Here is a 26751-nt window from a genome sequence, read left to right on the forward strand (position 1 = left end):
GACCCGCCCGGACGGAAGAGTGGAGACCACGGAAGGGGCGCGGCGCCGACACCGCCGACACGGGGCGGCGGAACCGGCACCGCGCACCTGCCGGAACGGGGATGCACAACGGAGGGCCCGGGGACCGACGGGGGAACACACGGGGGTCGGGGCTCTCCCACCAGGGGGAACGCACGGGGGACGGGGGATACGGGGGAACACGGGGGAATGACGCCGGTCCGCCGAGGCTCGGGGGGATCGAGCCTCGGCGGACCGGCTGTTTCCGTGCCCGTGTACGCGGTCCCCTAGCGGCCGCTCACGCGCCCGTGCAGCAGCCGGGACAGGGCCGCGTGGACGTCGTCGATGGAGCGCTCACGCTGGAACGCCTGCCAGTCCAGCGCCGCCACCAGCACCATCCCGACCAGCGCGGCCGCGGTCAGCGGGATGTCGATCTCGTCGCTCAGCTCGCCGCTGTCCACGGCCTCCCGCAGCACCGTCTCGACGACGGCGACCGCCTCCTGACGTACCACCAGCAGGGTCGACTGCCAGGCGCGGTTGGTGCGCCACAGCTCGGCCACGTACAGCTGCGTGAAGGCCGGGTAGCGGTCGATGAAGACCAGACCCGCGCGGATCATCGCGTCCAGCGCCTGGACCCTCGTCCCGCCCCGCTCGGCCGTCTCGTCGGCGGCGGTCCTCAGGGACTCGGTGAGCAGCCCGACGCCGTGCCGCAGCAACTCCTCGAAGAGCTCGGTCTTGCTCTTGAAGTTGTAGTAGACCGTGCCCTTGGCCACCCCGGCGCGCTCCGCGATCTCGTCGACGGTCGTCGCCGAGAAGCCCTGCTCGGCGATGAGGGTCACAGCGGCCTCGTAGAGCTTGGTGCGGGTGGCCTGCCGTCTGCTGCTCTGGGTGTCCATGGCGTCGATTCTCACAGGCTCAGCTCCGGGTGCAGGCGATCGAGGCTCCACACCTGCTTGCGCCGCGCGGAGACGGCCGTCAGGGCGAGCGCGCCGGCGGTGAAGGCGGCCAGGACCGCACAGGCCTGCCAGACAGGTCCCATGCCGCCGCCTGTGATGAGCCGGCGCAGTGCCTCGACGACGTACGTCATCGGCAGGAAGGGGTGGATCGCGTTGAAGAAGCCCGGGCTCGTCTGTACGGGGTAGGTGCCGCCGGCCGATGTCAGCTGCAGCATCAGCAGGGCCAGGACCAGGATCCGTCCGGCCGCGCCGAAGCGGGCGTTGAGCCACTGGATGATCGCCGCGAAGCAGCAGGTGACCAGCAGCAGGAAGGCCACCGTCCCGGCGGGGCGGGCCATCTCGAGGCCCAGACCGGGCGCCCAGCGCAGGACGCCCATCAGGGCGGCGACCTGGAGCACACCGATCGCGGCCACCGGGAGCCAGCCGGCCAGCGCGATGCGCCACGCGGACGCACCGGCGGCGAGCGCGCGGCGGTTGAGCGGCTGGATCAGCATGTACGCCACCATGGCGCCCACCCAGAGGGAGAGCGGGATGAAGTACGGGGCGAATCCGGTGCCGTAGTTGGGCGCCTTGTGCAGGGACTGGGACGCGAGCTTGACCGGGTCGGCCATCACCTCGGTGCGGCGGTCGCGGTCGGCCTTGTCGTAGTCGGGGATCTTCTCGACGCCGTCATTGAGGCCGGTGGCCAGGTCGGTGGAACCGTCGGCGAGCTTGTACAGGCCGCTGTCCAGCTCGCCGGCGCCCTCCTTGAGCCTGCCGACGCCGCTGTCCAGCTCGGTGGAGCCCGACGTGGCCGTGGTCAGGCCGGTGTGCAGGGTGTCCGCTCCGGTGGCGACCTTGTGGGCGCCGGCGTTCAGCTCGTTGATCTTGCCGACGGCGTAGGCGAGGTCCTCGTCGAGGTGCGGCGCCCGCTTGGCCAGGGCGTCGGCCTTGGCCTGAAGGTCCTTCAGCTGCGCGTCCAGCTTCTTGAGGTCACCGTTGCTGTCCTGGGCCAGTACGTGGAGGTCGTCGGCGATCTTCGCCACGTCGGCGGACGCGACCTTGGCCTTCTGCAGCTTGGGGCACAGCGTGGCGTCGGGCACGGGCTCGGTGCCGGGCAGGGCATCGGCGCCGGGCAGGGGCTCCGCGTCGGGCAGCGGCTCGGCCTCGCACTCCTCCTTGTGGATGGCGGCCAGTTCGTCGGCGGCCGCGTGCGCGCCCGTGCGAAGGGTGGGCCCCCGCTTCACGATGAGGTCCAGGCTGTTGCGCATGCCCTGGGAGAGGTCGGAGACCAGCCGGGCGGATTCGCCGATCTTCTTGCCGTTGTCCTTGAGGTACGGGCGTACGTCGGCGGCCACACCATTGACCCGGTCGGCGAGCACCTGGGTGCCGTTGGCGACCTGCCGGGCCCCGGTCTCCAGGTCGGCCGCGCCCTTGTCGAGCTTCCTCAGGCCACCGGCCAGCTCGCCGCTGCCCTTCTTGGCGTCGGTGAGACCGTCGGAGAGGTCCTTGGAACCCTTCTTGGCCTTCGCCGCCCCGCTCTTGAGCTCGTCGGCGCCCTTGGCCGCCTTTTCGGTGGCGTCGTGGAGGTCGGAGAACTTGATGAAGATCTTGTCGAGGAACGACCGGGACGACTTCGTCGACGCGGCGGTGCGGACCTCGGCGAACACGGTCCGCGAGATCTGCCCCACGATGTAGTTGTTGGCGTCGTTCGTACGCACCTGAAGGGCGCCGGTCCCGGGCGCGTCGCCGGAACTGGAGGCGATGCGCTCGCTGAAGTCGCCGGGCATGGTCAGCGACAGGTAGTACGTCCCGTTCTCGACGCCCTCACGGGCCTCCGCGTCGCTCACCTCGTGCCACTCGAAGACCTTGCTCTCGCGCAGGTTCCTGGTGATGTCGTCGCCCGCGGTGATCTTCTTGCCGTCCGCGGTGGCGCCCCTGTCCTCGTTGACGAGCGCGACGGGAAGCTTGTCGAGCCTGCCGTACGGGTCCCAGAAGGACCACAGGTACAGCGCGCCGTACAGCAGGGGCAGCAGCAGGACCGCCACGAGTGCGGCGCGCGGCAGCTTCCCCCTGCCGAACCGCTTCAGCTCAAGCGCGGCCAGTTTCGGCGAGCGCATCGGCTGCCCCCTTCTCGGTCTCGTTCGTGTCAGTGTCAGTGCCAGTGCCAGTGCCAGTGCCGGTGCCGGTGCGGATGGTGGTCGTGCCGCCGGGCGCCTCGCTGCACACGGCCAGCACGGTGGTGCCGCTGTCGGCGATGGACCGCAGCAGGGTCCAGGCTTCGGCGCGGTCGGTGTCGGAGAGCTTGAGGTCCGTGTCGTCGACGGCCAGCAGGCGCGGCGCGCCCATCAGCGCCAGGGCGATCGACAGCCGCAGGGCCTCCAGCCGCTCCAGGTCCCGCACGGACGTGCGCTCCGCCTTGGGCAGGCCGCGGAGGCTCAGGCCGGCGGTGGCCAGGGCGGCCTCGACACGGGCACGCGAGGCGGCGGCCTGCTCTGCGCGCGGGCGCAGCAGGGCGAGCGGCGAGCCGTCGAACCGGCGCTGCAGCAGGGCGCGCTCGCGCAGATGCTCGGCGACGGTCAGCGCCGGGTCGAGGTCGCTGACGCCGGGCACCGGTCCGAGCGCGCTGATCCGGCGTACGGCGGCCATCTTGCGCGGCAGCCGCAGCCCGCCGACGTCCGCGTGCCCCTCGGTCGGGCGCATCCGGCCGGTCAGGGCCAGCAGCAGGCACGTGCGGCCCGAACCGGACGAGCCCTCGATCGTCACCAGCGCGCCGGGCGCGGCGTCCACGGTCACGCCGCGGAAGGCCCAGCCCCGGGGGCCTTTCAGCCCGAGGCCCTCAGCGACCAGCGCGGCGCCGTGCGGGTGGGTGCCGCTCCCGTCGGTGTTGTCGTCCTGGCTGTCCACCGAGCCCCCATTTCTTTGAACTGACCAGTCAGTGTAAAAAACTACTCCGAACCTGCGATCGAGGCAAAACCGCAGGTCGGCACGGATTGTCAGTGGTGGCCTGCACGATGGACACATACGGCCACAGCGCCGTCACACGACGACAGGAGGTTCGTCATGGCCGGTACCCACGCGGCGGCGAGCGACGTCCACCCCGTGCTGCGTCGCGCCTCGGCTCCCCCCGCCGCCCTCGACCTGCTCGACCAGGCCCGCACGGGACTGGAAGAGGCGAGCACCCTCGACACCCCCAACGAGCGGTATGCCACCGCTCACCTCGCCGCCCTCCGGACCGCGGCCGCCGTACTCGCCGTCCGTGGCCGCCCCGAGACCACTGCGCGCAAACGGCAGCAGATCCGCAGCGCCTGGGAGGTGCTCCCGGAGATAGCGCCCGAGCTGACCGAGTGGAGCGCCCTGTTCGCCTCCGGGGCCGCGCGCCGGGCGCGTGCCGAGGCGGGCATACAGGGCGCCGCCAGCAGCCGGGACGCCGACGACCTCATCCGCGACGTGACCATGTTCCTGGGCCTCGTCGAGCGGCTGCTGGTGCCCGAGCCCGTGCTGCCGCAGCCCAGGGCGGGGAAGGCGGAGGGCGACCATGCCCATTGAGGGACCGGGCACAGGCTGTCAGGCCATAGGGTGGGAAGCGTTCGTAACCGTCACCTAGGAGTCAACTGCCGTGTCGGACCCGCAGCGCCCCCGCGCCTCCCTTCGTACCGCCGTGGTGTGGGACGTCCTCGAGGACGCCCTCGACCGCCGGGTCAAGGCGACCGGCAAGGACAGCCTGGACGTCCTCGACACCGGTGGCGGCAGCGGGAACTTCGCCGTGCCCGTCGCCCGGCTCGGACACCGGGTCACCGTCGTCGACCCCAGCCCCAACGCGCTGTTCGCGCTGGAGCGCCGAGCCGCCGAGGCCGGCGTCGCCGACCGGGTGCGAGGGGTCCAGGGCGACATCCACGGGCTGTTCGACGTCGTCGAGCGCGGCGGCTACGACGCGGTCCTCTGCCACGGAGTCCTGGAGTACGTGGACGACCCCACCGAGGGCGTGCGCAACGCGGTGGAGGCCCTCAGGCCCTCGGGGGCCCTCAGCCTGCTCGCGGCCGGGCTCGGCGGCGCCGTCCTCGCGCGGGCACTGGCCGGGCACTTCACCGAGGCCCGCCGCGCGCTGACAGACCCGGCCGGCCGCTGGGGCGAGGGTGACCCGGTACCCCGGCGCTTCACCGCCGAGCAGCTCACCGAGGCCGTCGAGGCGGCCGGTGTGGAGGTCGGCGCCGTGCACGGCGTACGCGTCTTCGCCGACCTCGTCCCCGGCGTCCTGGTCGACACCGAGCCCGGCGCCCTGGACGCCCTCCTCAAGCTGGAGGCGGCGGCCGCCGAGCTGCCCGCGTTCCGGTCCGTCGCCACCCAGCTGCACGTGCTGGGCGAAAAGCGCGGCTGAGCCCACCAGCGGGCTGATCAGCGGCGCAGCCGCAGATGGAGTACGCCACAGGCCCCCCGCTCACGTCCGGATCCCCGTATGATCGAGGGACACCATCCGGCATGACGGATCGGAGGATGGGGAATCAACGCCTCACCAGCCGAACCGGCATGGCGGTCCGATCGGTGAAATGGCACAGAGGGCGGGTTTCACGGGGGCGAATCCCTGCCTATCCTGAAAGGGCCGCATACCGGTCGCCCCCAGCGACCGACGACGAGGAGGACTCCGTGCCGCTCTCGGAGCACGAGCAGCGAATGCTCGAGCAGATGGAGCGAGCGCTGTACGCCGAAGATCCCAAGTTCGCGACAGCGCTCGAGGGAAGCGGGCTGCGTACATACACCCGGCGACGGGTCTACCAGGCGGTCGCAGGCTTCCTGGTGGGTATCGCGCTCCTCATGGCCGGAATGGTCGCGCAGCAGATCTGGATCAGCGTGGTGGGATTCCTCGTCATGCTCGGCTGTGCGGTCCTCGCGGTCACCGGATGGCGCAAGGCGCCCAAACCGGGCGAGCAGCAGGCCGAGGGAGGCACGGCCCACGGCCGGCAGCCTCGGCAGCGACGCTCGATGATGGACCGGATCGAGCAGCGGTGGCAGCGCCGCCGCGACGAGCAGGGCCACTGAACGCACGGCCGCGAGGCCGCGCCACAGCGTGAATTACGGGTGAGGGGCGACCGCTTCCGGGCGGCCGCCCCTCACCCATGTCCGCAACCGGCCACCGGACACGGTCCGTCACACGGTCCGTCACGCGGTCCGTCACGCGGTCCGTCACCCGGTCCGCCACGCGATCCGCTACGCGGTCCGTGGCGAGGGCCGAGGCCGTTCCCGGCGCCCGGTCCGGTTACCTGTACCTCCTGCACCTGCCGACCCGCAGGCGGCCGGCGCGCCGAGGTCGACTGCTCTTGGCCCGCGGCTGCCGGTACTCGGTGCCGAGGCCCGTCCGCGCGAACCCTCCGCCTGCTGGGCCCAGCCTGCTCGCCGAGCACGCCACGACAGCGCACCGCCCGAGGCCGGCCCGGGCGGCCGGGCCTTGCGCGGGGGCGCCGCGTCCTGGCGCGCCCGGAGACGCCCCCTGACGCGGCCCCGGCCGGGGATCAGCCGCGTTGGCGGGACGGGCGGCGGAGGGTGGAGGACAAGCGGGTCACCAGGCGGTCGCGCCGGTCGGCCCACCGGGTGGTGACCGCCGTCCAGCGGTCCGAGAGCGCCCACACCACCCGGACGGTCGAGCGCGGAGCGAGTAGCGCGCGCAGCCGGCCGGCCCTGCCGACCCCGGCGGCCAGACCCTCGCGGATGAGGGCGGCGTCCTCCGCCGTCCCCACCGCGGGGCGGGGCCGAGGGGCGTACAGGACCTGCTCCACCGCACCCGCCGCCCGGTGCACCGCCTCGGCAGGTGGCCCCTCCAGCTTCCCCAGCAGGATGATCCGCACGGCCGTCTTGCGCGGCGTCTGCGACTCGTCCGGCGGGATGCCGTGATCCCACGCCGTGTCGATGATCTCCTCCCAGGCCGCCAGCGTCCGGGCGGCCGCGTCCTCGGCGCCGCGCCCGGCCGCACCAAGGCGCCGGGCCCGTACCCGCACCCGCCACAGCAGCGGCAGCAGCGGTATCAGCACCACCGCCACCACACCCGCGGCCACGAGCAGGATCGTGCCCAGCGGCGGGCCCGAGTCGGTCGGCGCGACGATGCCGAACTCCTCGGAGTCACCGCACGCGCCCAGCCGCCTCTCCCGCGGCGGGCAGCTCTCCTGGGCGGAAGGCTGCGCGGAGGGAGCCGTGGTGGCGCTCGCCTCGGGCTGCGCCGGAGTGCTCGGCTGACCCGTGGGTGTCTCGGGACGGGTGTACTCGGGCACCGAGCCACGCGTCGGCGTCGGCTCGAAACGGGTCCATCCCACGCCCTCGAAGTACAGCTCGGGCCAGGCGTGGGCGTCCCGTATGCCGACCGCCATCGTGTCGTCCGACTGTGGCGCGCCCGGTGTGAAACCGACCGCGACTCGCGCCGGAATGCCCAGAGTCCTGGCCATCGCCGCCATCGAGAAGGAGAAGTGGATGCAGAAGCCTTCCTTGTCCCTCAGGAACCGGGAGACCGCCGTGACTCCCGTACCCGACGACACCTCGGTGTCATAGCGGAAGCCGCCGTCCACGGCGAACCAGTCCTGGAGCTTGACGGCCCGTTCGTAGTCGTTCGCCGCGCCCTTGGTGACTCGCAGCGCGGTCGACTTCACGTCCGCCGGCAGCTCGCCCGGCACCTTGGTGTACTCGCGCCTCAGCTCCGCCGGGGCCAGCGGGGCGTTGGCCAGCTGCTGTCGGGTCGGCTTCACGATCAGGCTGCTCACCGAGTACCGCGTGCCCTTGGTGGTCTGGCCCTCGTCACCGACGAGCAGGCGCCCGACCGGCTCGTACCGCCAGCGTCCGCCGATCTCGACCCGGGTCGCCGGATAGGGAAGCGGCAGGTACTTCTGCTCGTAGGAGCCGGCCGCCGAGATGTTGGTCGTGACCTCCGTCGTGCTGACGTTGCCACTGAGGCCGTCCGGCTGCGGGAACTGCTCCGGGATGTCGCCGACGGGACGCTTGGGACTCCTCCACGAGGTGCCGTCGAACACGTCGAGCGTGGTCATCCGCAGGTACAGCGCGGACGTCTCCTCCGTATTGGTGCGGTAGCGCAGCACCTCACGGTCCTCGGGCTGGTTCAGGTTGTTCTGGAGGGACACCAGCGGGTTGACCGCGTCGATGGTGCCCCCGCCGCCACCCCCGGAGCCCGTGCCGTCCAGCAGCCCGCCGCCGAGCGACGGCAGCGCGGCCGGCACCGCCAGCGCGATGCCCAGGGCCACCACGCCGATCCGGCGTCCGGTACGCACCGGGGCCAGCGGCCCGCCGCGCGACACCGCCGGCCCGGCCGCGCCCCGGCCGCCCCGCGACGGCGCTGCACCGCCGAAGACCCGTCCCCACTGGGAGAGCCGGTCGCGGCCCTCGGCCAGCAGGAGCAGCAGATAGCCGGAGGCGGCCAGCAGGAACCACAGCCAGCTCGCGCCGCCGCCCGACAGCCCGGCCGCGACCGAGTACAGCGCCAGCAGCGGCAACCCCGCCGGGGCGGCGCTGCGGAACGTCACCGCGAGGGCGTCGACCGCCAGTCCGACCAGCAGCACGCCGCCGACCAGCATCAGCCGGATGCCGTCCGTCGCGGGCGCCGGGATCGCGTACTGCCCGACGTCCTCCGCGCCCGCGGTCAGCAGGACACCGAACTGCTGGACGGCGTCCGGCCCGGGAAGGAACCCGGCCACCGCCTGGTCCCGGGCGAAGACGACCGTCATCGCCACCAGGGACACCAGGGCCTGGACCGCCACCGTCAGCGCCCGGGCCGACGACCACCGCCGCACCAGCGCGCCCGACCCGCTCTGGACCGCCAGCAGCAGCGCTGCCTGGATGATCCACGTGGCCGGATCGACCAACGGCAGCAACGCGCCCGCCGCCATCAGCGTGGCGGCGAAGGCGCCCAGCGCCAGCCTTCCGCGACCGCTCATGACCAACCCCCCGAAACCCCGGTCATACCGCTCGTACCGCTACCGCTACCGCTGCCCGTCGCAGCCGGTCCGCCGCGGGCCCGGCCCGCGTGCCGCCACAGGTCGGCGAGCGACGCCCCGGGCGGCACGGCCACCGCGGTCCATCCCGCGTCGCGCAGCGGCCGCAGCCTGTCCTCCACGGCCCCGGCCACCGCGCCGCCGGTCAGCCACGTGCCGCTGTCCAGGACGAAGGCGACGGCCGCGCCGCTGCGCTGCCGCATCCGGGCGGCCACCGCCGCCTGCTCCTCGTCCAGGTCACCGATGAAGGCGACCAGCAGCCCCTCGTTCCCGCCGCGCAGCAGGTCGTACGCGCGCGAGAGCCCCGCTCCGTCGGAGTGGTCGACGACCGCGAGCGTGTCCATCATCAGGCCCGCCGCGTCGGCGGAGTCGTGCGTCCCGCCGGTGAACCCGTCGGAGCCGTCGCCGGGCAGCGGGCTGCCCTCGTCGGTCAGCAGCCGCACGGCGAAGCCCTGCTCCAGCATGTGCACCAGCACCGACGCCGCGCCGGAGACCGCCCATTCGAAGGCGGAGTCCGGCCCGGAACCCTGATAGGCCACCTCACGGGTGTCCAGCAGCACCGTGCACCTGGCCCGCTGCGGCTGCTCCTCGCGCCGCACCATCAGCTCGCCGTACCGCGCGGTGGACCGCCAGTGCACGCGCCGCAGATCGTCGCCGTAGCGGTACTCGCGCGGGATCACGTCGTCCTCGCCGGCCAGCGCCAGCGAACGCTGCCGCCCCTCGCCGTACCCCGACGCCTCGCCCGGCAGCTGCCCCGGCGGCAGCGGCTCGGTGCGCGGTATGACCGTGAGCGTGTCGTACGCGCTGAACGACCGGGTCAGCTCGCACATCCCGAACGGGTCGCTCAGCCGCAGCTGGAGCGGCCCGAGCGGATAGCACCCGCGCAGGTCCGAGCGGACCCGGTAGGACACCTCGCGGCGCCCGCCCGCCTCCACCCGGTCCAGCACGAACCGGGGCCGCGGCCCCAGCACGTACGGCACATGGTCCTGGAGCATCAGCAGTCCCGTGGGCAGCCGCGAGACGTTCTCCATCCGCAGGTGCACGCGCGCCTCGGCCCCGGCCGGCACCCGCTGCGGCGACAGCCGCCGGCTGCCCGCCACCTGGTAGCGGGTGCGGTACAGCACGGTCACGCAGACCAGCGGCAGCACGGCGAGCAGCAGCCCGACCCGCAGCAGGTCGCCCTGGCCCAGTACGTACGCGCAGATCGCCGCCGCGATGCCGGCCGCCAGGAAGGACCGGCCGCGCGTGGTCAGTCCACCGAGGGCGGCCCGGACCCCGCCCATGTTCTCGCCGTCCTGGGCGGCGGGCCCCCCGGCCGTCATCACAGCCGCCGTACGCCGGGCTGCTGCTGGCCGTACAGCGGGGCGCCGGACGCCGGTCCGCCGGGCAGGTGACCGCCAGGAACCTGACCACCGGGCAGCTGGCCGCCGCCCACCGGACCGCCGGCCACCGGACCGCCGCCCAACGGGCCCCCGGCCATCGGGCCGCCGGACAGCGGGGAGCCCGGCATCCGGCCGCCGGGCGGCGTGGCCGTCGGCACGGGCGTGCGCTGCAGGATGTCCCGCACGACCTGCTCGGACGTGCGCCGGTTCAGCTGCGCCTGGGCCGTCGGCAGCAGCCGGTGCGCCAGAACGGCGACGGCCAGCGCCTGGACGTCGTCCGGCAGCGCGTATTCACGGCCGCTCAGCGCGGCGGACGCCTTCGCGGCGCGCAGCAGGTGCAGCGTGGCGCGCGGCGAGGCACCGAGGCGGAGGTCCGGGTGGGTGCGGGTGGCCGCGACGAGCTCCACCGCGTACCGCCGGACCGCCTCGGAGACATGGACGGTGCGCACCGCGTCGATCAGCTTCACGATGTCGTGGGCGTGCGCCACCGGCTGCAGGTCGTCGAGCGGCGAGACCCCGCCGTGCACGTCGAGCATCTGCAGCTCGGCCTCGGCGCTCGGGTAGCCGATCGAGACCCGGGCCATGAAGCGGTCGCGCTGGGCCTCGGGCAGCGGGTAGGTGCCCTCCATCTCGACCGGGTTCTGCGTGGCCACCACCATGAAGGGGCTGGGCAGTTCGTAGGTCTGCCCGTCCATGGTGACCTGGCGCTCCTCCATCGACTCCAGCAGCGCCGACTGGGTCTTGGGCGAGGCGCGGTTGATCTCGTCGCCGATCACGATCTGCGCGAAGATCGCACCCGGCTTGAACTCGAACTCACGGCGCTGCTGGTCGTAGATCGAGACACCGGTGATGTCCGACGGCAGCAGGTCCGGCGTGAACTGGATACGCCGCACGGAGCAGTCGATGGACCGCGCCAGCGCCTTGGCCAGCATGGTCTTGCCGACGCCGGGGACATCCTCGATCAGGAGGTGTCCCTCGGCGAGCAGCACGGTCAGCGAAAGCCGTACGACCTCAGGCTTGCCCTCGATCACACCCTCCACCGACCGGCGGACTCGTTCCGCTGTGGTGGTCAGATCTGTGAGGCTCGCTCGATCGTCATAGGTCGTCACACGGCCCTCCTCGGCCCGTTCCATGGGCCGTGCGCGACTGACGGCACGGTCCACCCTTGAAACACGGACACCGTCTCCGAACCATTCAGGAGACGTGCCACCCCCGCATTCTTGTTGCCGTTACCCGTACGTGTCACTTGGCTGTGGATAACGCCGTGCGGTATGTCCACGGTTATGGCGTATCGGGTGGTGCCGGGCCGAGAGGAAACGCTCAGAAGTCCGCGCCGACCTCATGCAGCAGACCGGTGTTCACGTCGAGGACGAAGCCCCGGACGTCATCGGTGTGGGGGATGAACGGCGAGGTGCGCACGCGCTGAATGGACTGCCGCACGTCCTGCTCGGCGTCCTTGAACGACTCGACCGCCCACATCGGACGCTGCCCGACCTCCTCCTCCAGCGCGTCGCGGAAGTGCTCGGTGATCGTCTGCATGCCGCAGCGCGTGTGGTGCACCAGGACCACGCTCCGGGTGCCGAGTTCGCGCTGGCTGATGGAGAGGGACCGGATCATGTCGTCGGTGATGACGCCGCCGGCGTTGCGCATGGTGTGGGCGTCGCCCACCTCCAGGCCGAGTGCGGCGGGCAGGTCGAGCCGGGTGTCCATACAGGCGACGACGGCCACCTTCAGCTTGGGCCGGCCTTCCAGGCCGGGGTCCTTGAAGTCGGCGGCGTAACGGCGGTTCGCGTCGACGATACGGTCGATGACCGAGTCGCCGGGGCGGACATCGCTGGATGCGGAGTGCGCGGAAGTCGACATGTTGATGACGTTAATTGTCATCGAGCTCATCGGCTCGCTCTGACGCAGGACAAAGTACGCCAACATGCCCCGGTGTGAGCTAACCCACAAAGGGTGTGCGCGGGCCGCCGTACGGGTGAGCGATCCCGGACGGCCTGCCCCGCGCGGCCGCCCCGCGCGACGCGCTGCCCGGTTGATTGACCGGGCGGGGGAGTGGACTAAAGTGACGCGAAGTTCACGGAGACATTGAGCGAATCCCAGCGAATCCGCAGTTTCTCCCCCGCGTGTGCGGCGGTACGTACGGCTCGGCCTCCTCCCGCTCGCCGGTCGGCCGACGCCCCTTTCCGGCGCCGGCGGCTTCCTGGGCGGGCGGTGACCCGGCAGTGCGTACGCCGCGCCGAATCTCGAGAGGGCGCATGAGCGAGCGCAGCGAGCGAATCGACGGCAGGTGCGCTTCCGGCGCATGCCGGCCCGGGCGCAGCGAGGGTCGCGCATGAACGAGACCCGACACGTCCCGGTGATGCTCCAGCGGTGCCTGGACATGCTGGCACCCGCGCTGGAGCAGCCGGGCGCGGTGGTCGTCGACTGCACCCTCGGCCTCGGCGGCCACAGCGAGGCGCTGCTGACCCGCTTCCCCGAGGCGCGGCTGATCGCGCTCGACCGCGACAAGGAGGCGCTGCGGCTCTCCGGTGAACGGCTCGCCCGGTTCGGTGACCGCGCGACCCTCGTCCATGCCGTGTACGACGACCTCCCCGGCGTACTGGACCGGCTCGGCGTCCCGCGCGTCCAGGGCGTCCTGTTCGACCTCGGCGTCTCCTCCATGCAGCTCGACGAGGCCGACCGCGGCTTCGCGTACGCCCAGGACGCCCCGCTCGACATGCGCATGGACCAGACGACCGGCATCAGCGCGGCCGAGGTCCTCAACACCTACCCGCCCGGCGAGCTGGTCCGCATCCTGCGCCAGTACGGCGAGGAGAAGCAGGCCAAGCGGATCGTGGCGGCGATCGTACGGGAACGGGAGAGGGAACCGTTCAGCAACAGCGCCCGGCTGGTCGAGCTGATCCGCGACGCCCTTCCCCAGGCCGCCAAGCGGACCGGCGGCAACCCCGCCAAGCGGACCTTCCAGGCCCTGCGTATCGAGGTCAACGGCGAGTTGACCATTCTGGAGCGGGCCGTCCCGGCCGCCGTGAAGGCCCTCGCGGTCGGTGGCCGGATCGCCGTCCTGTCGTACCACTCGCTGGAGGACCGGCTGGTCAAGCAGGTCTTCGCGGCGGGGGCCACCAGTACCGCGCCGCCGGGGCTGCCCGTCGTACCGGAGCGCTACCAGCCCAAGCTCAAGCTGCTGACGCGCGGTGCCGAACTCCCCACGGAGGAGGAGGTCGCGGAGAACCGCCGCGCCGCCCCGGCCCGGCTGCGGGGTGCCGAGCGGATCAGGGAGGACGCCCTGTGAGCGGCGGGCCGGAGCGCCCACCCGGGTAGCGGGTGCGGCGGCGACGTGGACCACGAGGACGGCGGCGGGGCGAACCGGGAGGACAGGTGACCAAGGCGGGACCGCTGAAGGGGCGGGCGGCGCGGCTCGCGCGGCTCATGCCGTCCGGGCCGAGCACCGCGGCCCGTACGCCCTTCGTCCTGCTGGTCGTCCTGCTCCTGGGGGGCGGTCTGATCACCCTCCTGCTGCTCAACTCCTCCCTCAACGAGGGCTCCTTCCGGCTCAGCGAGCTCAAGAAGAGGACCACCGAACTCACCGACGAGGAGCAGGAGCTCCAGCGGGACGTGGACGGCCGCTCCGCCCCCGACGCGCTGGAGCGCCGGGCCCGTGAGCTCGGCATGGTGCCCGGCGGCAGCCCCGCCTTCCTGGGCCCCGACGGCACGGTCCGGGGCGTACCCAGCAGGGCGACGGCCGAGCCCGGCCCGCCCACCGCTCCGACGACGCCCGGCAGGTGACGCAGTGCCCCCCACCCAGCCCCCACGCCGCCGCGTACCGGCCCCCGCCCGCTCCGAACGCCCCGCGCGCCCCGCGCGCCCGCCCGCCCGGCGCCCGCGCCCGGCGGCCCGCCCGCCCGCCAGGGCCCGCACCATCCGGCTCGGCAGCCCCAGGCCCCGGCTGCGGCTGGTCAGCCTCGGCCTGACGCTGGTCATGCTGGCGTTCGTGGTGCGCCTCCTCCAGGTCCAGGCCGTGGACGCCGGCGCGTACGCCGCCAAGGCGGAGAAGAACCGGTACCAGGAGTACACGCTGTCCGCCGAGCGCGGCGAGATCACCGACCGCGCCGGGATCGCGCTGGCCACCAGCGTCGACGCGTACGACATCACGGCCGACCCGAAGATGTTCACGCCCGAGGAGAGCAAGACACCCGACGCACCCGAGCAGGCCGCCGCCCTGCTCGCCCCGATCCTCGGCAAGGACCCCGCCGAACTGGTCAAGAAGCTCAAAACGCCCAAGTCGCGCTACGCGCTGCTGGCCCGCCGCCAGACCCCGCAGGTCTGGAACCAGATCAAGGACCTGAAGAACGTCTTCGCCGAGAAGGCCCGCACCGAGAAGACGGCCGGCGGCACCGGCGTCAGCGTGCTCGCCGGCATCTTCAACGAGCCCAGCAGCAAACGCGTGTACCCCAACGGCACCCTCGCCGCCGGGATACTGGGTTACGTCAACGCCGACGGCCGTGGCGGAGGCGGCCTGGAGTCCATGCTCGACAAGGAGCTGGCCGGCCAGGACGGCAAGATCAAGTACGCCCAGTCCGGCGGCCGCCGGGTGCCCACCGCCGGCGCCCGCGAGACCCCCGCCGTCCCCGGCTCGGACATCGAGCTGACCATCGACCGCGACATCCAGTGGGCCGCCCAGCGGGCCATCACCCAGCAGGTCGAGCAGTCCAGGGCGGACCGCGGCTACGTGATAGTGCAGAACGCCCGGACCGGCGAGGTCCTCGCCATGGCCAACGCGCCCGGCTTCGACCCCAACGACCTGTCCCAGGCCAATTCCGCCGCCATGGGCAACGCCGCCCTCCAGGACGCCTACGAACCGGGCTCCACCGCCAAGGTCATCTCGATGGCCGCCGTCCTGGAGGAGGGCGCCGCCACGCCCTCCACCCATGTCGTGGTCCCCAACCGGCTGCACCGGGGCGACCGGCTGTTCAAGGACGACATCGACCACCCCACCTGGTACCTGACGCTCAACGGCGTCCTGGCCAAGTCCAGCAACATCGGCACCATCCTGGCCACCGGCCAGCTCGGCCCCACCCAGGCCCACGCCAACCGCGTCCTGCACTCCTACCTGCGCAAGTTCGGCTTCGGCAGCCCCACCGGCCTCGGCTACCCCGGCGAGACCTCCGGCATCCTCGCGGCGCCGCAGGACTGGTCCACCTCGCAGCAGTACACGATCCCCTTCGGCCAGGGCCTGTCCATCAACGCCATGCAGGCGGCGTCCGTCTACTCGACCATCGCCAACGGCGGCGTACGCGTCGAACCCACCCTCGTACGCGGCACCAAGGGGCCGGACGGCCGCTTCACCCCGGCGCCCGCGCCCAAGCAGACCCGGGTCGTCAGCGAGAAGACGGCCAAGACCCTCGCCGCCATGCTGGAATCGGTCGTCGACGACGAGGAAGGCACCGGAACCAAGGCCGCCATCCCCGGCTACCGCGTCGCCGGCAAGACGGGAACCGCCAACCGCGTCGACCCCCAACTCGGCCGCTACAAGGGCTACACCGCCTCCTTCGCGGGTTTCGCCCCCGCCGACGACCCGCAGATCACCGTCTACTGCGCCATCCAGAACCCCACTAGGGGCAGCTACTTCGGCGGCCAGATCTGCGGCCCCATCTACAAGAAAGTCATGGAGTTCGCCCTCAAAACCCTGCAAGTCGCACCAACCGGCACACCAGCACCTCGGATGCCGGTCACGTTCAAACCCGGCGAGTGAGCCGGCGGGAGCAATCAGTGACAACCTTCACGCCCGACCCGCGGAACCGATCCGGCGACCACGCTGCCCAGGCGCCCTCATTTAGCCCGATGACGGGTGCGCCCGGTACGCTCACCGCCGTGCCACACGCTGATCAGTCCCGAACCACCCCGAAGGACGCCCCCGCGAAACACCCGGGAGCGCCCCGACCGGCCCAGGTCCGCCCCGCACCCCTGGGCGAGCTGGCGGCCCGGCTGGACATCCCGTCGCCGGGCAGCGCCGAGGTGACCGGCATCACCCACGACTCGCGGGCCGTACGCCCCGGAGACGTGTACGCCGCCCTGCCGGGCGCCCGGCTCCACGGCGCCGACTTCGCCGGCCAGGCCGCGGACCTCGGGGCCGTCGCGATCCTCACCGACCCGTCGGGCGCCGAACGCGCCGCCGCGACCGGCCTGCCGGTCCTGGTCACCGATGACCCGCGCGGCCGGATGGGCGAGCTCGCCGCCGACATCTACGGCCGGCCGGGGAGCGACCTGCTCCAGATCGGCATCACCGGCACCTCGGGCAAGACCACCACGGCCTACCTCGTCGAAGGCGGCCTCAGGGCCGCCGGCCGGAGCACCGGGCTCATCGGCACCGTCGAGATGCGCATCGGTGACGAGCGCATCAAGTCCGAGCGGACCACCCCGGAAGCCACCGACCTCCAGGCGCTCTTCGCGGTGATGCGCGAGCGCGGCGTCGAAGCGGTCGCCATGGAGGTCTCCAGCCACGCCCTCGTGCTCGGCCGGGTCGACGGCTGCGTCTTCGACGTCGCCGTCTTCAACAACCTCAGCCCGGAGCACATGGAGTTCCACTCCGGCATGGAGGACTACTTCCAGGCCAAGGCGCAGTTGTTCACCCCGCGCCGCAGCCGGCAGGGAGTGGTGAACTTCGACGACGAGTACGGCAGGAGGCTGGTCAAGGAGGCCTCCGTCCCCGTCGTCACCTTCTCCGCCGAGGGCCATCCGGACGCCGACTGGCACGCCGAGGACGTGGAAATCGGCGCCCTGGGGAGCACGTTCACCATCGTGGGCCCCGAGGGCGAGCGGATCAGCGCCAAGGCCCCGCTGCCGGGCCCGTTCAACGTCGCCAACACGCTGGCCGCCGTCGTCACCCTCGCCGTGGCCGGAATCGACCCCCAGACCGCCGCCGACGGCGTCGCCGCCGTCCCCGGCGTACCCGGCCGCCTGGAGCGGGTCGACGCCGGCCAGCCCTACCTCGCGGTCGTCGACTACGCCCACAAGACGGACGCCGTCGAATCGGTCCTGCGCGCCCTGCGCAAGGTCACCGAGGGCAAGCTGCACGTCGTCCTGGGCTGCGGCGGCGACCGGGACGTCACCAAGCGGGGCCCGATGGGCGCCGCCGCCGCACGCCTCGCCGACACCGCCGTACTGACCTCAGACAACCCCCGCTCCGAGGACCCCCTCGCGATCCTCGCCGCCATGCTCGCCGGCGCCGCCGAGGTGCCGATCCACGAACGCGGCGAGGTCGCCGTCTTCGAGGACCGGGCCGCAGCGATCGCCGCCGCCGTGGCGCGCGCCCGGCCCGGTGACACCGTGCTGGTCGCGGGCAAGGGCCACGAGCAGGGCCAGGACATCGCCGGAGTGGTACGCCCCTTCGACGACCGCCAGGTCCTCCGCGAAGCAATCCAGAACAGTCAGGGATGAAGTAGTGATCGCCCTCTCCCTCGCCGAGATCGCCGAAATCGTCGGCGGGCAGTCGTACGACATACCGGATCCGGCCATCCAGGTCACCGGCCCCGTCGTCATCGACTCCCGTCAGGTCGGGCCCGGCTCGCTCTTCGCCGCCTTCGCCGGCGAGAACGTCGACGGCCACGACTACGCGCAGCGCGCCATGGACGCGGGCGCGGCGGCCGTGCTGGCCACCCGCCCGGTCGGGGTGCCCGCCATCGTCGTGGACGACGTCCAGACGGCCCTGGGTGCCCTCGCCCGCGCGGTCGTCGGCCGCCTCGGCACGAAGGTCGTCGCGCTGACCGGCTCGGCCGGCAAGACCAGCACCAAGGACCTGATCGCCCAGGTGCTCCAGCGCAAGGGGCCCACGGTCTGGACGCCCGGCTCCCTCAACAACGAGATCGGCCTGCCGCTCACCGCGCTGCGCGCGGAGAAGGACACCGAGCACCTCGTCCTGGAGATGGGAGCGCGCGGAATCGGCCACATCCGCTACCTCACCGAGCTGACCCCGCCGGCCATCGGCCTGGTCCTGAACGTGGGCAGCGCCCACATCGGCGAGTTCGGCGGCCGCGAGCAGATCGCCCAGGCCAAGGGCGAGCTCGTCGAGGCGCTGCCGTCCGCCGAAGAGGGCGGCATCGCCGTGCTGAACGCCGACGACCCTCTCGTACGGGCCATGGAAAACCGGACCCACGCGCGCGTGACGCTGTTCGGCGAGGCCGACGACGCCGCCGTACGTGCCGAGAATGTCCGGCTCACAGAGACCGGACAGCCCTCTTTCAGGCTTCACACACCCACCGGGTGCAGTGACGTGACCTTGCGCCTGTACGGTGAGCACCACGTGTCGAACGCGCTCGCCGCGGCCGCCGTCGCCCATGAGCTGGGCATGTCCGTCGACGAGATCGCCACCGCGCTCTCCGAGGCGGGCTCCCTCTCCCGCTGGCGCATGGAGGTCACCGAGCGTCCGGACGGTGTGACGATCGTCAACGACGCCTACAACGCGAACCCCGAGTCCATGCGAGCCGCCCTGCGCGCGCTCGCGGCCATGGGCAAGGCCGCACAGGCCAAGGGGGGCCGGACGTGGGCGGTGCTCGGTCAGATGGCCGAGCTGGGGGACGAGGCGCTCGCCGAGCACGACGCGGTCGGACGGCTCGCCGTCCGGCTCAACGTCAGCAAGCTCGTCGCAGTCGGGGGCAGGGAAGCGTCCTGGCTGCAACTGGGCGCATATAACGAGGGTTCGTGGGGTGAGGAGTCGGTGCACGTGTCCGACGCACGGGCGGCGATCGACCTGTTGCGCAGTGAGCTGCGCCCGGGAGACGTCGTGCTGGTGAAGGCATCAAGGTCGGTCGGGCTCGAGCGGATCGCCCAGGCACTGCTCGAGAACACCACCGAGGGCGAGGTCACCGGCCGATGAGGCAGATCCTCTTCGCGGGAGCCATCGGGCTCTTCCTGACCCTGATCGGTACGCCGCTGCTGATCAAGCTTCTGGCCCGCAAGGGATACGGGCAGTTCATCCGCGACGACGGCCCGCGTACGCACGGCAGCAAGAAGGGCACGCCCACCATGGGCGGTATCTCCTTCATCCTGGCCACGCTCATCGCGTACGCGCTCGCCAAGGTCATCACGGGCGAGGACCCGACCTACTCGGGCGTCCTGGTGCTGTTCCTGATGGCGGGCATGGGCCTCGTCGGCTTCCTCGACGACTACATCAAGATCGTCAAGCAGCGTTCGCTGGGCCTGCGGGCCAAGGCGAAGATGGCCGGCCAGCTGATCGTCGGCATCGCCTTCGCCGTCCTGGCGCTGCAGTTCGCCGACAGCCGCGGCCAGACCCCGGCCTCCACCAAGCTCTCCTTCATCACCGACTTCGGCTGGTCCATCGGCCCGGTGCTGTTCGTGGTCTGGGCGCTGTTCATGATCCTGGCCATGTCGAACGGCGTGAACCTCACGGACGGTCTCGACGGCCTCGCCACCGGTGCCTCGGTGATGGTCTTCGGCGCGTACACCTTCATCGGGCTGTGGCAGTTCCAGGAGTCGTGCGCCAACGCCCAGACCCTGACGAACCCCAACGCCTGTTTCGAGGTGCGGGACCCGCTCGACCTCGCCGTCGTCGCCTCCGCGCTGATGGGCGCCTGCTTCGGCTTCCTGTGGTGGAACACCTCGCCCGCCAAGATCTTCATGGGTGACACCGGCTCGCTCGCCCTCGGCGGCGCCCTCGCGGGCCTGGCGATCTGCTCCCGTACGGAGCTGCTGCTGGCCCTGCTGGGCGGCCTGTTCGTCCTCATCACCCTCTCCGTCGTCATCCAGGTCGGCTCTTTCAAGATGACCGGCAAGCGGGTCTTCCGGATGGCGCCGCTCCAGCACCACTTCGAACTCAAGGGCTGGTCCGAAGTGCTCGTGGTGGTCCGGTTCTGGATCATTCAGGGCATGTGCGTCATCGTGGGACTCGGCCTCTTCTACGCGGGATGGGCAGCCGACAAGTGAGTACCTCCTGGCAGGGCAAAAACGTCACCGTCGCCGGTCTGGGTGTGAGCGGCATCCCCGCCGCGAGGGTCCTCGCAGGCCTGGGCGCGCGTGTCACGGTCGTCAACGACGGCGACGACGAGCGCTCCCGTACGCAGGCGGCGCAGCTGGAGGCGGAGGGCATCACCGTCCGCCTCGGCGACGGGGCGACCCTGCCGGAGGGCACCGAGCTGGTCGTCACCACCCCCGGCTGGCAGCCCGACAAGCCGCTGTTCGCCGCGGCAGCCGAGGCGGGCGTGGAGGTCTGGGGCGACGTCGAGCTGGCGTGGCGGCTGCGAGGCCCGGACGCCGCGCCCTGGCTCGCGGTCACCGGCACCAACGGCAAGACCACGACCGTACGGATGCTCGCCGCCATCCTGGAGGCGGCGGGCCTGAAGACCGCGGCCGTCGGCAACATCGGCGTCTCGCTCCTGGACGCCGTCCTCGGCGAGGAGACGTACGACGTCCTCGCCGTCGAGCTGTCCAGCTACCAGCTGCACTGGGCGCCCTCCCTCCGCGCCCACTCCGCCGCCGTCCTGAACCTGGCCCCCGACCACCTCGACTGGCACGGCTCCATGCAGGCGTACGCCGCCGACAAGGGCCGCATCTACGAGGGCAACCAGGTCGCCTGCGTCTACAACGTCGCCGACAAGGCCACCGAGGACCTGGTGCGCGAGGCCGACGTGGAGGAGGGCTGCCGCGCCATCGGCTTCACCCTCGGTACGCCGGGCCCTTCCCAGGTCGGCATCGTGGACGACCTCCTGGTGGACCGCGCATTCGTCGAGAACCGCCGGGAGCAGGCCCAGGAGCTCGCCCAGGTCTCCGACATCAACCCGCCGGCCCCGCACAACATCGCCAACGCGCTCGCCGCGGCGGCCCTGGCCCGCGCCTTCGGCGTCGAGCCGCAGGCGGTACGCGACGGACTGCGGGCCTTCCGGCCCGACCCGCACCGCATCGAGCTCGTCGAGGAGATCCAGGGCGTGCGCTGGGTCGACGACTCCAAGGCCACCAACACGCACGCCGCGGAGGCGTCGCTGGCCGCGTACGACCCGATCGTCTGGATCGCCGGAGGCCTCGCCAAGGGCGCGACGTTCGACGAGCTGGTCGCCGCGTCGGCGAAGCGGCTGCGGGGTGTCGTGCTCATGGGCGCCGACCGCGCCCTGATCCGGGAAGCCCTCGCGCGACACGCCCCCGAGGTACCGGTCGTCGACCTCGACCGGACCGACACTGGGGCGATGCCGGCGGCGGTCCGGGAGGCGGCGCGGCTCGCACAGCCCGGGGACACGGTCCTGCTCGCCCCGGCCTGCGCCTCGATGGACATGTTCGCCAACTACAACAAGCGGGGCGAGGCGTTCGCGGACGCGGTCCGCGCACTCGCCGCCGAGCGCGCCTGACAGCCACCAGGTCCGGCCGCGCCGGGCACGACTGGAGGGGACAGCGACCATGCCGGCCGACCACGCCGCCGCGTACGCACCGCACCGCGCGGGTCTCGCCTTGAACGGCCCGTCCATGGGTGCCGCCCTCACGCGCCGCACCATGGGTGTCGCCCTCACGCGCCGCGCCATGGGTGCCGCGTCGAACGCCCTGCCCATCGGCGCCGCCCTGAAAGCCACGGCCATGGCGATGGGCCGCGTCTTTGGCGGCGCCACCACGGGGACCGCCCCGCGCGGGAGCGCCATGGGGCCCGCCCGGCGGGTGCGCGGCGCCGGACTGGCCGTCCGTGGCCGGACCGCCGGGCTGCGGCGGCCGCCCACCGCCCGTAAGGCGGCCGGCCGGGGCCGTAGGATCCCCGCTCCGCGCCCGCCGCGCGGGAGCGGGGTGCGCGGGCTCTACGAGCGGGCACGGCGGGCCTGGGACCGCCCTCTGACGGCGTACTACGTGATCCTCGGCGCCAGCCTGCTGATCACCGTCCTGGGCCTGGTGATGGTCTACTCGGCGTCGCAGATCAAGGCGCTGGAGCTGTCGCTGTCCGACACGTACTTCTTCCGCAAGCAGTTCCTGGCCGCCGCCATCGGCACCGGGCTGCTGCTGTTCGCCTCCCGGGTCCCGGCCAAGCTGCACCGGGCGCTCGCCTATCCGCTGCTCGTGGGCACCGTCTTCCTGATGGTGCTCGTCCAGATCCCGGGGATAGGGCATTCCGTCAACGGCAACCAGAACTGGATCTATCTGGGCGGCCCCTTCCAGCTCCAGCCCAGCGAGTTCGGCAAGCTGGCGCTGATCCTGTGGGGCGCGGACCTGCTCGCCCGCAAGCAGGACAAACGGTTGCTCACCCAGTGGAAGCACCTGCTGGTGCCTCTCGTTCCCGTCGCCTTCATGCTGCTCGGGCTGATCATGCTGGGCGGCGACATGGGGACGGCGATCATCCTCACCGCGATCCTCTTCGGCCTGCTGTGGCTGGCCGGCGCCCCCACCCGGATGTTCGTGGGGGTGCTGGGCGTCGCCGCCACGATCGGCGTGATGCTGATCAGGACCAGCGAGAACCGGATGGCGCGGCTCGCCTGCATCGGCGCCACCGAGCCCGGTCCCGGTGACTCGTGCTGGCAGGCCGTGCACGGGATCTATGCTCTGGCATCAGGCGGATGGTTCGGTTCCGGACTGGGGGCGAGTGTGGAAAAATGGGGCCAACTCCCCGAACCTCACACCGACTTCATCTTCGCCATCACCGGGGAGGAACTGGGGCTGGCGGGGACGCTGTCGGTACTCGCCCTGTTCGCGGCTCTAGGCTATGCGGGTATCCGCGTGGCCGGACGCACGGAGGACCCCTTCGTGAGGTATGCCGCGGGAGGCGTGACCACCTGGATCACGGCGCAGGCCGTGGTCAACATCGGTGCGGTGCTCGGCCTGCTGCCGATCGCCGGTGTCCCGCTCCCGCTGTTCTCCTACGGAGGTTCCGCCCTGCTGCCGACCATGTTCGCCGTCGGTCTGCTCATCGCCTTCGCGCGAGAGGAGCCCGCGGCGAAGGCGGCCCTGGCCATGCGACAGCCTGGTCTCGGCACATGGGCCGGGGTGAGTTGGAAGTCGATGCGACGGCGCGTCAAGAAGCGTCCGTCCGGAGAGCGGTGAATTTCGGTGCATGTCGTACTCGCCGGTGGGGGGACCGCCGGCCACATCGAGCCCGCGCTCGCCCTCGCGGACGCCCTGCGCAGGCAGGACCCGACCGTGGGGATCACGGCCCTCGGTACGGAGCGGGGTCTGGAGACCCGTCTCGTACCGGAGCGGGGCTACGAGCTGGCGCTCATCCCCGCCGTCCCGTTGCCACGCAAGCCCACCCCCGAGCTGATCACCGTCCCGGGGCGGCTGCGCGGCACGATCAAGGCCGCCGAGCAGATCCTGGAGCGTACGAAGGCGGACTGCGTCGTCGGCTTCGGCGGCTACGTGGCGCTGCCCGGCTACCTGGCGGCCAAACGGCTCGGCGTACCGATCGTGGTCCACGAGGCCAACGCGCGGCCCGGCCTCGCCAACAAGATCGGTTCGCGGTACGCGGCCGGGGTCGCCGTCGCCACGCCCGACAGCAAGCTGCGGGGCGCCCGCTACATCGGCATCCCGCTGCGGCACACCATCGCCACCCTCGACCGCGCCCGGGTCCGCCCGGAGGCGCGCGCCGCGTTCGGTCTGGACCCGAACCTGCCGACGCTGCTGGTCTCCGGCGGCTCACAGGGCGCCCGCCGGCTGAACGAGGTGATCCAGCAGATCGCCCCGGTCCTCCAGCGCTCCGGCATCCAGATCCTGCACGCGGTCGGCCCGAAGAACGAACTGCCGCACGTCGACAACATGCCCGGTATGCCGCCCTACATCCCGGTACCGTACGTGGACCGGATGGACCTCGCGTACGCCGCGGCCGACATGATGCTGTGCCGCGCGGGCGCGATGACCGTCGCCGAGCTCTCCGCCGTCGGGCTGCCCGCCGCGTACGTACCGCTGCCGATCGGCAACGGCGAACAGCGGCTCAACGCCCAGCCGGTGGTCAAGGCGGGCGGCGGCCTGCTGGTCGACGACGCCGAGCTGACGCCCGAGTGGGTCCAGGGCAATGTGCTCCCGGTGCTCTCCGACCCGCACCGGCTGTACGAGATGTCCCGCGCCGCCGCCGAGTTCGGCCGCCGGGACGCCGACGACCTGCTCGTCGGCATGGTCTACGAGGCGATCGCGGCACGCCACAGGGCGTGAGAAGGCAGGGAGCATGGCCGGGCCGACGACGACCACCGAGCGCGGTGCGCGGGGGACCAGGAAGGGCCTGTCGTCGGCCCGGCCCTTCCGGTCGGGACGCCCCGGGCCGGGTGGTGGCCGCAAGGCGCTGCCCGGCCCCCGTGCCGTGATCCTGATCCTGGCCGCCCTGGCCCTGCTCGCGAGCGGGGTGTGGCTCTTCTACGGTTCCGCGTGGCTGCGGGTCGAGCAGGTCACCACGTCCGGTACGCGGGTGCTGACGCCCGCCGAGGTCAGGGCGGCCGCCGCGGTGCCGGTCGGGGCGCCGGTGGTGTCGGTCGACACGGACGAGATCGAGGACCGGCTGCGGCGCGCCCTGCCCCGGATCGACTCGGTGGACGTGGTCCGTTCCTGGCCGCGCGGAATCGGTCTGCACGTGGTCGAGCGCACGCCGGTCCTCCTGATGGAAAACGGCGGAAAGTTCACCGAAGTGGACGCCGGGGGTGTGCGTTTCGCCACGGTTGACGGGACGAAGGCCCCGAAAGGCGTGCCCCTGCTGGAGTTGACGGTGGCTCAGTCACCCAGCCTGCGCCGCTTCGGTGCCGACCGGCTGACCGCCGAGGCGGTCCATGTGGCCGGTGACCTGCCGGCGCTGGTGGCCAAGGACACCAAGATGCTGCGGGTCCGTTCGTACGACTCCATCACGCTGGAGTTGACGGGCGGCCGGACCGTGGTGTGGGGCAGCGGCGAGGACGGCGAGGCGAAAGCGCGTGCGCTCATCGCACTGATGAAGGCGGCGCCCAAAGCGGGGCACTTCGACGTGAGTGCCCCGACTGCCCCGGCGGCATCACGGAGTTGACGCACATATGCGCTGGCCAGCACCCTGGTTGGTCAGCGCTATGGGTGATCACATAGGGTGAAAAGAAAAACGGGAGGTTCGGCGTGTTCGTTGAACGTGCGCCACTTGTCGACTTAGTGTCCTGTTCGGAAGAGTCCAGCGAACAGAGACACTGGTAACCCTAAACTTCAACGTTAGGGTTTGGGTCGGCGTTTCGGACCGTCCCAATCGGCATCCGTCGTCGCGGCGCGAAGACCACCGCGAAGTGGCGACACGTAACTCGAGGCGAGAGGCCTTCGACGTGGCAGCACCGCAGAACTACCTCGCAGTCATCAAGGTCATCGGTGTCGGCGGCGGTGGTGTCAATGCCATCAACCGAATGATCGAGGTCGGTCTCAAGGGCGTCGAGTTCATCGCCATCAACACGGACGCGCAAGCTCTGTTGATGAGCGACGCCGACGTCAAGCTCGACGTCGGCCGGGAACTCACCCGCGGCCTCGGGGCCGGAGCCAACCCGGCAGTCGGTCGCAAGGCGGCAGAGGACCACCGTGAGGAGATCGAGGAGGTCCTCAAGGGGGCCGACATGGTCTTCGTCACCGCAGGCGAAGGCGGTGGCACCGGCACCGGCGGCGCGCCCGTCGTCGCCAACATCGCGCGCTCCCTGGGCGCCCTGACCATCGGTGTCGTCACCCGGCCGTTCACCTTCGAGGGCCGGCGCCGCGCCAACCAGGCGGAGGACGGCATCGCCGAGCTCCGCGAAGAGGTCGACACCCTCATCGTCATCCCGAACGACCGGCTGCTGTCCATCTCGGACCGCCAGGTCAGCGTGCTGGACGCGTTCAAGTCCGCCGACCAGGTGCTGCTCTCCGGTGTCCAGGGCATCACCGACCTCATCACCACCCCGGGCCTCATCAACCTCGACTTCGCCGACGTCAAGTCGGTCATGTCCGAGGCGGGCTCCGCCCTCATGGGCATCGGCTCGGCCCGCGGCGACGACCGCGCGGTGGCCGCCGCCGAGATGGCGATCTCCTCGCCGCTGCTGGAGGCGTCCATCGACGGCGCCCGAGGTGTGCTGCTGTCCATCTCCGGCGGCTCGGACCTCGGCCTGTTCGAGATCAACGAGGCGGCGCAGCTGGTCAGCGAGGCCGCGCACCCGGAGGCCAACATCATCTTCGGCGCCGTCATCGACGACGCCCTCGGTGACGAGGTGCGGGTCACGGTCATCGCGGCCGGCTTCGACGGCGGCCAGCCGCCGGCCCGGCGCGACAACATCCTCAGCGCCGGTTCGAGCAAGCGCGAGGAGCCGGCGCCACCGGCGCGTACGACGGAGGCCCCTCGCCCGGCGAGCGGCCTCGGGACCGTTCCGGTACGCGAGGAGACCCCGGCCCCGGCGGCCGAGCCCGCGCCGGCCGTGAGCGACAGCTCCCTGTCGGTCACCCCGCCGGCGGTCCCGCCGGCCCGCCCGTACCCGGACACCTCGGCCGAAGAGCTGGACGTCCCGGACTTCCTGAAGTGAC

At 72.0% G+C, this 26751-nt stretch carries 21 protein-coding genes; 14 read left to right on the forward strand and 7 right to left on the reverse strand.

Annotated features, from left to right (window positions below):
* Nucleotides 1–284: 284 nt before the first annotated feature.
* From AMK26_RS04880 to AMK26_RS04890, 3 genes are read right to left on the reverse strand one after another with little or no spacing between them, the layout of a single operon-like run.
* A complete protein-coding gene (locus AMK26_RS04880; RefSeq protein ID WP_073753046.1) occupies nt 285–893 on the reverse strand; it encodes a TetR/AcrR family transcriptional regulator in 609 nt (202 codons plus the stop codon).
* A gap of 11 nt (nt 894–904) precedes the next feature.
* Nucleotides 905–3052 (reverse strand): YhgE/Pip family protein, encoded by a 2148-nt coding sequence (locus AMK26_RS04885; protein ID WP_073752245.1) that lies wholly within the window; start codon nt 3050–3052, stop codon nt 905–907.
* Nucleotides 3024–3839 carry an ATP-binding cassette domain-containing protein gene (locus AMK26_RS04890; protein ID WP_073752247.1) on the reverse strand — a complete coding sequence of 272 codons (816 nt, stop codon included), beginning with the start codon at nt 3837–3839 and terminating at the stop codon, nt 3024–3026. Before AMK26_RS04890 ends, AMK26_RS04885 begins: the two co-directional genes overlap by 29 nt.
* Before the next feature lie 156 nt (nt 3840–3995).
* On the opposite strand from AMK26_RS04890, the gene AMK26_RS04895 reads away from it, so the two are divergent.
* From AMK26_RS04895 to AMK26_RS04905, 3 genes are all read left to right on the forward strand, one after another.
* The gene (locus AMK26_RS04895) at nt 3996–4481 is read left to right on the forward strand and encodes an SAV_6107 family HEPN domain-containing protein (protein ID WP_073752249.1); all 486 of its coding nucleotides are present in this window, start codon (nt 3996–3998) and stop codon (nt 4479–4481) included.
* 70 nt (nt 4482–4551) lie between these two features.
* Nucleotides 4552–5310: a methyltransferase gene (locus tag AMK26_RS04900; RefSeq protein ID WP_073752251.1), complete on the forward strand. Its 759-nt coding sequence runs from the start codon at nt 4552–4554 to the stop codon at nt 5308–5310.
* Nucleotides 5311–5576: 266 nt separating this feature from the next.
* Nucleotides 5577–5969 (forward strand): DUF3040 domain-containing protein, encoded by a 393-nt coding sequence (locus tag AMK26_RS04905; protein ID WP_073752253.1) that lies wholly within the window; start codon nt 5577–5579, stop codon nt 5967–5969.
* A gap of 470 nt (nt 5970–6439) precedes the next feature.
* Here the strand turns inward: AMK26_RS04905 and AMK26_RS04910 are convergent, their stop codons facing one another.
* The 4 genes from AMK26_RS04910 to AMK26_RS04925 form a co-directional block, all read right to left on the reverse strand.
* Nucleotides 6440–8860, reverse strand: a complete 2421-nt coding sequence (locus tag AMK26_RS04910) for a DUF3488 and transglutaminase-like domain-containing protein (RefSeq protein ID WP_073752255.1) — start codon at nt 8858–8860, stop codon at nt 6440–6442.
* Nucleotides 8857–10239 (reverse strand): DUF58 domain-containing protein, encoded by a 1383-nt coding sequence (locus tag AMK26_RS04915; protein WP_073752257.1) that lies wholly within the window; start codon nt 10237–10239, stop codon nt 8857–8859. The genes AMK26_RS04910 and AMK26_RS04915 overlap by 4 nt, the downstream gene beginning before the upstream one ends.
* Nucleotides 10239–11408, reverse strand: coding sequence for an AAA family ATPase (locus AMK26_RS04920; protein ID WP_073753048.1), 1170 nt, complete (start codon nt 11406–11408; stop codon nt 10239–10241). Before AMK26_RS04920 ends, AMK26_RS04915 begins: the two co-directional genes overlap by 1 nt.
* A 211-nt stretch (nt 11409–11619) precedes the next feature.
* Nucleotides 11620–12162: a beta-class carbonic anhydrase gene (locus AMK26_RS04925; RefSeq protein ID WP_073752259.1), complete on the reverse strand. Its 543-nt coding sequence runs from the start codon at nt 12160–12162 to the stop codon at nt 11620–11622.
* A gap of 472 nt (nt 12163–12634) precedes the next feature.
* Here AMK26_RS04925 and rsmH point away from each other — a divergent pair, with 472 nt between their 5' ends.
* From rsmH to ftsZ, 11 genes are all read left to right on the forward strand, one after another.
* The gene (gene rsmH / locus AMK26_RS04930) at nt 12635–13591 is read left to right on the forward strand and encodes a 16S rRNA (cytosine(1402)-N(4))-methyltransferase RsmH (RefSeq protein ID WP_073752261.1); all 957 of its coding nucleotides are present in this window, start codon (nt 12635–12637) and stop codon (nt 13589–13591) included.
* An 86-nt stretch (nt 13592–13677) separates the two neighbouring features.
* Nucleotides 13678–14085, forward strand: coding sequence for an FtsB family cell division protein (locus tag AMK26_RS04935; RefSeq protein WP_443333138.1), 408 nt, complete (start codon nt 13678–13680; stop codon nt 14083–14085).
* Between the two features lie 4 nt (nt 14086–14089).
* Entirely contained in the window at nt 14090–16051 is a 1962-nt protein-coding gene (locus AMK26_RS04940; RefSeq protein ID WP_073752263.1) for a peptidoglycan D,D-transpeptidase FtsI family protein, read from the forward strand.
* A 17-nt stretch (nt 16052–16068) separates the two neighbouring features.
* The gene (locus tag AMK26_RS04945; protein ID WP_073752264.1) at nt 16069–17736 is read left to right on the forward strand and encodes a UDP-N-acetylmuramoyl-L-alanyl-D-glutamate--2,6-diaminopimelate ligase; all 1668 of its coding nucleotides are present in this window, start codon (nt 16069–16071) and stop codon (nt 17734–17736) included.
* A gap of 4 nt (nt 17737–17740) precedes the next feature.
* Complete coding sequence (locus AMK26_RS04950) at nt 17741–19171, forward strand: UDP-N-acetylmuramoyl-tripeptide--D-alanyl-D-alanine ligase (RefSeq protein WP_073752266.1); 1431 nt, start codon at nt 17741–17743, stop codon at nt 19169–19171.
* Nucleotides 19168–20238: a phospho-N-acetylmuramoyl-pentapeptide-transferase gene (mraY, locus tag AMK26_RS04955; RefSeq protein WP_073752269.1), complete on the forward strand. Its 1071-nt coding sequence runs from the start codon at nt 19168–19170 to the stop codon at nt 20236–20238. The genes AMK26_RS04950 and mraY overlap by 4 nt, the downstream gene beginning before the upstream one ends.
* A complete protein-coding gene (gene murD, locus AMK26_RS04960; protein ID WP_073752272.1) occupies nt 20220–21650 on the forward strand; it encodes a UDP-N-acetylmuramoyl-L-alanine--D-glutamate ligase in 1431 nt (476 codons plus the stop codon). Before mraY ends, murD begins: the two co-directional genes overlap by 19 nt.
* A gap of 283 nt (nt 21651–21933) precedes the next feature.
* Nucleotides 21934–23319, forward strand: a complete 1386-nt coding sequence (ftsW, locus tag AMK26_RS04965; protein ID WP_073753052.1) for a putative lipid II flippase FtsW — start codon at nt 21934–21936, stop codon at nt 23317–23319.
* A 6-nt stretch (nt 23320–23325) separates the two neighbouring features.
* Nucleotides 23326–24420, forward strand: a complete 1095-nt coding sequence (murG, locus tag AMK26_RS04970) for an undecaprenyldiphospho-muramoylpentapeptide beta-N-acetylglucosaminyltransferase (protein ID WP_073752274.1) — start codon at nt 23326–23328, stop codon at nt 24418–24420.
* 13 nt (nt 24421–24433) lie between these two features.
* A complete protein-coding gene (locus AMK26_RS04975; RefSeq protein ID WP_073752275.1) occupies nt 24434–25255 on the forward strand; it encodes a cell division protein FtsQ/DivIB in 822 nt (273 codons plus the stop codon).
* A 280-nt stretch (nt 25256–25535) separates the two neighbouring features.
* Nucleotides 25536–26750, forward strand: a complete 1215-nt coding sequence (gene ftsZ, locus AMK26_RS04985) for a cell division protein FtsZ (protein WP_073752277.1) — start codon at nt 25536–25538, stop codon at nt 26748–26750.
* Nucleotide 26751: the final 1 nt, after the last annotated feature.

The sequence above is a fragment of the Streptomyces sp. CB03234 genome, assembly GCF_001905885.1.
In the GTDB taxonomy this organism is placed as follows: domain Bacteria; phylum Actinomycetota; class Actinomycetes; order Streptomycetales; family Streptomycetaceae; genus Streptomyces.